Genomic DNA, 7,824 nt, shown 5'->3' with positions numbered 1-7,824 from the left:
GCGCCGTGGCGGGCCGGCGGACCGGGCATGCAGTGCCATGAAAATAGGGCGCCGTAGTGTGACAAAAACGCATCAAGCTTGACCAGGTGCGCGTCTTCTTCCTGTTGATAGATGTGCCAGAGGAAGGGACGCGCCGCCCACTGCGCGCGCACGAAGCTGTCTTCGCCGCGCACGATGTTGACGTCGCACGACCACAGCAGCCGGTCGTAGCCGGGCTGGTCGGTGAACGGCAGCACGTGCATGGCGAGGCGGCCCTTCTGCCGCACGTCGCCGGCCTGCAAGGTCTCGTCACCGAACACCGCCGCCACGTCGCCCAGCACCTTGCCTTCCGGCACCAGCACGCGCACCGGCTGGTTTCCGGCGGCCCACGCCCGCAGCAGCTCGCCGGCGGCCGGGGTGGCGTAGCTGAACAGGCTGACGCGCAGTTCGCCTTCTGCCTGCGGCGGTACACCGAGGCCCTTCCAGTACGCTGCCTGTGCCGTCGCATCCGCCTGCCAGCGTGCACGCTCGACGAGCAGGTCGGCCTCGCAGATCAGGCCGCCGGTGCGTTCGGTGAAGCCGGGAAAGAAGAAATGCTTGGTCAGCGGCAGGCGCGGATGCGGCGAGGGGAGGCCGTGGCAGCCCTCCACCCAGTCCTCGGCGCTGAGGTATTCCAGGTTGAGCCAGACCGGCTTGACCGGGCGTGCCGCCATGGCGGCCAGGTAGGCATCGGGCAACTGGCAGCCGAAGGCTTCGATCACCACATCGGCGGCGGCGATGTCGTCCGGAAACGTCTTCGGCCAACGTTGCAGGGTAATGTCTTGCCGCTCTTGTACGTCGCATTCCGGATCGAGTCCGGGACAGAGCCGCGCGAAGCTCGCCAGGTCGTCGACCCAGAGCCGGACACGTTGGCCGAACTCCCGCTGCAGCTGGCGCGCCAGCCGCCAGGCGACGCCGATATCGCCGTAGTTGTCGATGACGGTGCAGAAGATGTCCCAATGGCGGACGGCAGAGCGGTGCGGCATGGCGTGCGGGGAAAAGTGGAAACGCTGCCGAGGATACCACCGGCGGCGGCGTCCGGCGGGTTTGTCACCCGTCAAGGCGCGTGGAGGGCGCCGTGGCGGGCCGGCGGACCGGGCATGCAGTGCCATGAAAATAGGGAGCCGGCCTATAAATGTGTATGGCATAAGCGAATCGATTAATGCTGGACTACGCTTACTCTCAGGAAGGGCCTGTTTGCGCGCCACCGTGCGGCCCGTGATCGACGAGGGGATATCGTGGACATCCAGCTGTTGCCGTTCACTTTGCAGGCAGAACGCTTTGCCTTGCCGCTGGCCCAGGTGCGGCGCGTGTTGCCCACGCTGAAGGCGATTCCGTTGCCCGGCGCGCCGGCGGTGGTGGCTGGCGTGGTGGCGCTGCGCGGCCAGCTGGTGACGGTGGTCGATCTGTGTGCCCGGCTGGGCTGGGCGGCACCGCCGCTGCGCCGCTGGTCGCCCTGGATCTGGGCCTGCACCGAGCGGCGCGACCTGCTGCTGCCGGTCGAGAGCGTGATGCCGGTCCGGCGTGCCGGTGCCGCCGACTGGACGCCGGCCGCCAAGCTGGCCAAGGTGCAGGGCAACGTTTCCGGCGTGCTGCGCTCCAGCGACGGCCTGTATCTGTTGTACGACCTGGACGCCTTCCTTTCCTCTGACGAAGAGCGGGCCCTGGAGCGGGCCCTGGCCGATCATGCAGCACGCGACGCGGCGGAATGAGGCCCCGTCGTTGCCGACGGGGCCCTTGCTGGAGCGGCTGGCCCTCCGCATCCGCGTGGAACTCGGGCTGGCGTATCCGCCCACGCGACATGGCGAACTGGCGCACCAGCTCGCCCAGGCCGCGCACGAGCTGGGTGGCGGGCGGGCGGCGCAGTGGCTGGCCGAGCTGGCGGCGCACCGCTGGAGTTCGGCGCAGGTGCAGCAGCTGGCGCGCTATCTCACCGTGGGGGAAACCTATTTCCTGCGCGATCCTGCCTGCTTCACCGCGTTGCGCGACACCGTGTTGCAGCCGCTGGTCGAGTCCCGTCGTGGGCGGCAGCCGCAGTTGAGGATGTGGAGTGCGGCCTGTTGTACCGGCGAAGAGGCCTATGGCCTGCTGTTCATGGTGGATGAGCTGCTGGGCGGCGAGCGCGACGACTGGCGACTCGAACTGCTGGCGAGCGATCTCAACCCGGACTTTCTCTCCCGGGCGCGGCGCGGCGTGTACGGCGGCTACGCCTTCCGCCAGGCCGGGCAGGCCTGGCGTGCGCGGCATTTCGTGGAGGACGACGGACAGTGGCGGGTTGCGCCGCCCTGGCGTGACCGCATCCGTTTCTTCAACCTGAACCTGTCCCGCCCGGACTACCCCGATGCCCGGCGTGGCTTGGCCGAACTGGATGTGATCTTGTGCCGCAACGTGCTGATGTACTTCGCGCCGGAACAGGCGGGCCTGGTGCTGGAGCGGCTGCTGGCGTGTCTGGCGCCGGACGGCGTGCTGCTATTGTCCGCGGTGGAAGCGGGGATCGCGTTGGACGCCGGCCGGGTCGGCACATGGCTGGGAGATGGCTACGCCCTGCGGCAGCCCGTCGCGACGGCGGCGCTCTCAGGGCGGGCGTCGGCCCGGATGCCGCCTGGCGTGCGTCACCGCGACCATCCGGCGTCGTTGTCGCCGCTGACGGGTCCGGCAGAGGAGAGGACGCCGGGGACGGAGGCAGAGCGGGCGATGGCGGCCGGACGCTACGCGGAGGCGGCCTTGCTGCTGGAGCGCCGTTTCGCCGGCGATGGCCTGTCGGCCCATGAGCGCATGGAAACGTGCCTCCAACTGGTCCACGCCTGCATCAACGGCGGCCAAGCCGAGCAGGCCGAGCAGTGGCTGGCGCATGCCCGTGCGCTCGACCGGCTGGACCCGCGTCCGTACTGGCTGCTGAGCCTGCTGCGCTACCAGCAGGGCCGGCAGGACGAGGCGCTGGCGGGCCTGCAGAGGGTGCGCTACCTCGAGCCGGGCTTCGTGCTGGCCCCCTTTCTCGAACTGCAGATCCATCTGCGGCAGGGGGAGGGGGAGCGTGCCGAACGGGCGCGGCAGTGTTGCCTGGCGCTGCTGGCGGGGCACGCCGACGATGCCCTGGTGGCCGAGGGCGACGGGCTGAGCGTCAAACAGCTGCGGCTGCAATGCCTGGCGTTGGGCCGACAGCCGATGGAGAACAGGTCATGAGTGACGATAACGCGGCATCGTCGGCCGGTGATGCCGCACTGTGGGCGGCGGTGTCCGCGCGGCTGGCCCGCCTGGAAAGCCTGCTGGCGGGCGATGGTGAGGGCGATCCCGCGGCGCTCGAGCAGCAGCTGCGCGAACGCACCGCCTACTGGGCCGAGCCGGAAGCCGTGGCGGCGGCGCAAGCGCCGTTCGAGGTGCTGGGCTTTTCGCTGGGGGACGAGTGCTACGGCATCGTGCCGCACTTCGTGGCGGAAGTCGTCCCGTTGCGTCAGTTCACGCCGCTGCCGGGAACGCCGCCGTTCGTGCTCGGCATCGTCAACTTGCGCGGGCGCATCGTGTCGGTGCTCGACCTGCGCGTGCTGTTCGAGATTCCCCGGCGCGGCTTGTCGGAGCGCAACCACCTGGTGCTGCTACAGCACGATGACATGGAGTTCGGGGTGCTGGCCGACGCCATCCTCGGCATGCAGTGGGTCTCGCCCCAGACCTTGCAGCCCGAGCTGGTCGGCTTGAGCGGCATCCTGCCGTCCTGCCTGCTCGGCATCACCCCGCAGCAATGGGTGATCCTGGATGGCGCCAAGCTGTTGGGCAACGAACAACTGCAGGTGGAGTTCAACACCTAAAGGAGAGGCCATGCTGCTAGTGAACCTGCGTACCGGTACCAAGTTGCTGCTGGCCTTCGCCGTGGTGACGGGGAGTTTTGTCGGCCTGCTGTATCTGGCGCAGGACAGCATCCGACAGAGCCACGAACAGGGCCAGGCGATCGCACAGCTCGACCGCGACATCGCCGACGTCAAGGACCTGCGGATCAACGTCAATACCATGCGCGCGGAGACGATGGAGGCGCTGATACGCGGCGACCGCGAACTGGACGGCCTCGAGCGCGATTTCCGGAGTCGCACCGAGGAGGACCGGGCCACGCTGGCGCGCTTGCAGCTCCGTGCCGCCGCCTCTCCGGATTTGGCTCCGCTGATCGCGGAAATCCATCAACAATGGCTGACCTACGTGGAGAGTTTTGACCAGCAGCTCATGTCGCGCATGAAGGACGGCCGGCTGGAGGAGGCGCGCCGGCTGGTCGTCGGGGCGCAGAACGAGCGGGTGGATACGTTCCGCCAACTGGCGCGGCGCCTCGACATGGTGATCGCGCGCGAACAGCAGCGGCTCGACGACAGGAGTCGCGCGCTGGTGGTGCGTCAGCAGCAGCTGTTCCTGTCGGTGGGAGGCGGGCTGCTATTGTTGACGGCGCTGCTGGCGTGGCTGCTGACTCGCAGCATTGCCCGGCCGTTGCGGCAATTGACCCGCTACGCCGAGCAGATCAGCGTCGGGGAGCTGCCCGGGCAGATCGACTTCACCGCGCGCCACGACGAGGTGGGGCAACTGGGCCAGTCTTTTGCCCGCATGGCCGGCTACCTGCAACAGTTGGCAAACCAGGCGGAACGGCTGGCGGCGGGCGAACTGGGCGGCGAGGTGCGGCCGTGCTCCGAGCACGACCTGCTCGGCCAGTCCTTCGCCCGCATGGTGGCCAATCTGCGCACCCTGGTGCAGGAAATGCACGAGGGCATCGCGGTGCTGGCGGCGGCGAGCGAGGACATTCTCAGCGTGGCGAGCCAGGTGGCGGTGGGGGCTCAGGAAACCGCCACGGCGGTGACCGAGATCGCCACCACGGTGGAGGAAGTGAAACAGACCGCCGTGATGGCCAACAGCCGGGCGCGCCAGGTGACCGAGGCGGCGGCGCATACCCGCGAGGTGGCGCAGCAGGGGAGCGAGGCGGTGCAAGAGAGCCTGGACAGCATGGCGCAGATTCGCCGCCAGGTCAGCGCGGTGGCTGAGAGCATCATGCGCCTTGGCGAGCAGAGCCAGACCATCGGCGAGATCGTCGCCACGGTCAACGACCTGGCGGAGCAATCGAACCTGCTGGGGGTGAACGCCTCGATCGAGGCGGTCAAGGCGGGGGACGTCGGCAAGGGGTTCTCGGTGGTGGCACAGGAGGTCAAGGCGCTGGCCGAGCAGTCCAAGCAGGCCACGGCGCAGGTACGGGCCATTCTCGGCGACGTGCAGCGGGCGATGACCAAGGCGGTGCTGGCGGCGGAACAAAGCGGCAAGGCGGTCGAGGCCGGATTCGCGCGTTCGCAGTTCAGCGGCGAGGCGATCCATATCCTGACCGACAGTATCGATACCTCGAACGACGTGGCGCTGCAGATCTCCGCCACCAGCCAACAGCAGCTGATCGGCATGGACCAGGTGGCCAGCGCCATCGGCAACATCCGCCAGGCGAGCCAGGACAACGTGGCGGGTACCCGGCAGGTCGACCAGGCGGCGCGCAACCTGCATCAACTGGGGCTTCGGCTGCAGCAGCAGGCCAGCCTGTTCAAGTTGTGATGCGCCATGGCCATCGATCGTGAAGCCCTGCGCCAGCGCCTGCTGAGCAGCTTCCGCGAGGAGGCGGCGGAGCGTCTGGGCGTGCTGGAGCACGAACTGCGGCGCTGGCAGCAGGCGCCGCCGCAGCAGGAATCGCTCGAGACGGTGTTCCGCGAAGTGCACAGCCTGAAAGGGGCGGCGCGCGCGGTCGGGCTGACCGAGCTGGAGCGCCTGAGCCATGCCTGGGAGACGCTGCTGTCGGCGTTGCAGCGCGGGCAGCTGGCGTTTCAGCCGCTGCTGAGCGACGTCTCGCGCGATGTGCTGCGCCTGTTGCAGCGCGCCCACGCCGGTGAAACGTTGGCCGAAGCGCAGTACGGCGAGCTGTGCCGAGCCCTGGAGGCGGTGGCCGCCGGGGAGCCGCCGCCGCCACGCTCGCCCCTGCCGCAGATGAGTGTGCCACCGCCGGCCGAAGCGCCGCGGGGCGGCAGCGACAGCGTGCGGGTGCCGGTGCATTTGCTCGACGCCTTGTTGTACCACGGCGAGGAGCTGACCCAGAGCAAACTCGAGGCGCAGGCCCTGCGCCAGCAGCTGCGTGCGGCGCAGCAGGATTTCCAGGCGCTGAAGCAGCGCCGCACCTCGCTCGCGTCGCTGCTGCGGCTGCTGCGGGAGAACCTGGCCGACGGCGTGGCGCCCGCGACGGACACGCTGCAGGGCTTGCTCGACTACCTGGATTGGAATCAGGACCAGCTCGACCGCCTGCACTTCAACAGCAACCAGCAGGCGCGTGCCGGCACGCATCTGGCGGCCGGCCTCGCCAGCCTGAGCGACGGTTTCACCCAGGGCCTGCAGGAGGTGTTGCAGCTGCCTTGCCAGACCCTGCTGGACGGCTTGCCACCGCTGGTCGACGACTTGGCGCGCCAGACCGGCAAGCGGGTGCGGCTGGTGCTGCCGGACACCGCCTTGCAGGTGGACAAGCGCATTCTGGATGAGCTGCGCACGCCGCTGCAGCACCTGCTGCGCAACGCCATCGACCACGGCATCGAAGTGCCGGCGGCGCGCCTGTCGGCCGGCAAGGCGGAGAGCGGCACCCTGACGCTGGACATCCGGCAGGAGCCGGGCAGCCGCTTCGTGCTGCGGCTGCAGGACGATGGCGGCGGTATCGACGCCGCGCGGGTGAAGGCCAAGGCGGTGGAGCTGGGCCTGCTCGCGGCCGACGAGGCCCGGCAACTGGACGAGGCGCAGGCCCTGTCCTACATCTTCGAGTCCGGGCTATCGACCAGCCGGCTGCTGACCGATCTGTCCGGGCGCGGGCTGGGGCTCGCCATCGTGCGCGAGGCGGTGGAAAAGCTGGGCGGGCGCATCAGCGTGCACTCCGAGCCCGGCCGCGGCTGCGAGTTCTGCCTGCGCCTGCCACTCAGCCGCTCGTCGTTCCGCGCCGTGCTGGTGCGGGTTGGAGAGCGCCTGTTCGGCATGCCGGTGCAAGCGGTGGAGCGCACCCTGCGGATGCCGCGTGCGGCACTGCGGCGCGTGGAGAACAAGGTCACGCTCAGTCTCGACGGGCAGGTGCTGCCGCTGTGGTCGCTGGCCGAAGTACTGGGGCTGGAGCCGGCCGGCGAGGGCGGGGCAGAGGTGCCGCTGCTGCTGCTGGGCGCGGAGGGGATGCGCTACCTGCTGCAGGTCGACGAGTTGCTGGGGGACCAGGAAATCACGCTGAAGTCGCTGGGGGCGCAGCTCAAGCGGGTGCGCAACCTGCTCGGCGCCACGGTGTTGGGCGATGGCACGCTGGTGCCGGTGCTGCACCCGCAGGATTTGCAGCGCAGCGCGCTGTCTTGCGCCGGCACGGCCTTCGCCGTCACGCCGCCCGAGCGTCGCGTGGCGCGGCCGCGCATCCTGGTGGCGGAAGATTCGTTCACCTCGCGCGGCCTGCTGAAGGCGTTGCTGGAGAGTGCCGGCTACGAGGTGCAGACCGCCAACGACGGGCTGGATGCCTGGAACGCCCTCAAGCAGGCGCAGTTCGACCTGCTGGTGTCGGATATCGAGATGCCGCGCCTGGACGGTTTCGCCCTGACCAGCAAGATCCGCGCCGACCGCGCCCTGACCGAGCTGCCCGTGGTGCTGGTCACCGCCTTGCAGTCGGCCGAAGACCGGGCGCACGGGCTGGATGTCGGTGCCAACGCCTACCTGGTGAAAAGCGGGCTGGAGCAGGACACGCTGCTCGAGGCGGTGAAGCGCCTGCTCTGAGCGGGGCGCTAAGAGCCTGTTGGGGAG

At 69.3% G+C, this 7,824-nt stretch carries 6 protein-coding genes; 5 read left to right on the top strand and 1 reads right to left on the bottom strand.

Features of this window, described 5'->3' with window-relative positions:
• Positions 1-1,004, bottom strand: a 1,004-nt coding sequence (gene earP / locus AC3WG5_RS18100; RefSeq protein WP_492570051.1) for an elongation factor P maturation arginine rhamnosyltransferase EarP, incomplete at its 3' end; no start/stop codon positions are given.
• A 252-nt stretch (positions 1,005-1,256) separates the two neighbouring features.
• On the opposite strand from earP, the gene AC3WG5_RS18095 reads away from it, so the two are divergent.
• Genes AC3WG5_RS18095 through AC3WG5_RS18075 form a run of 5 tightly spaced genes read left to right on the top strand, consistent with a single transcriptional unit; the run spans position 1,257 to position 7,797 of the window.
• Entirely contained in the window at positions 1,257-1,730 is a 474-nt protein-coding gene (locus tag AC3WG5_RS18095) for a chemotaxis protein CheW (protein ID WP_492570049.1), read from the top strand.
• A gap of 10 nt (positions 1,731-1,740) precedes the next feature.
• Positions 1,741-3,201: a CheR family methyltransferase gene (locus tag AC3WG5_RS18090; protein ID WP_492570047.1), complete on the top strand. Its 1,461-nt coding sequence runs from the start codon at positions 1,741-1,743 to the stop codon at positions 3,199-3,201.
• Positions 3,198-3,821 (top strand): chemotaxis protein CheW, encoded by a 624-nt coding sequence (locus tag AC3WG5_RS18085; RefSeq protein ID WP_492570045.1) that lies wholly within the window; start codon positions 3,198-3,200, stop codon positions 3,819-3,821. Before AC3WG5_RS18090 ends, AC3WG5_RS18085 begins: the two co-directional genes overlap by 4 nt.
• A 10-nt stretch (positions 3,822-3,831) precedes the next feature.
• The gene (locus tag AC3WG5_RS18080) at positions 3,832-5,577 is read left to right on the top strand and encodes a methyl-accepting chemotaxis protein (RefSeq protein WP_492570043.1); all 1,746 of its coding nucleotides are present in this window, start codon (positions 3,832-3,834) and stop codon (positions 5,575-5,577) included.
• Positions 5,578-5,583: 6 nt separating this feature from the next.
• Complete coding sequence (locus AC3WG5_RS18075) at positions 5,584-7,797, top strand: hybrid sensor histidine kinase/response regulator (protein ID WP_492570041.1); 2,214 nt, start codon at positions 5,584-5,586, stop codon at positions 7,795-7,797.
• Positions 7,798-7,824 lie beyond the last annotated feature (27 nt).

The sequence above is a fragment of the Pseudogulbenkiania sp. FW507-F1 genome (assembly GCF_058781125.1).
Note: the sequence above shows the minus strand (reverse complement) of the source record. Positions and strands in the feature narration are given on the sequence as shown.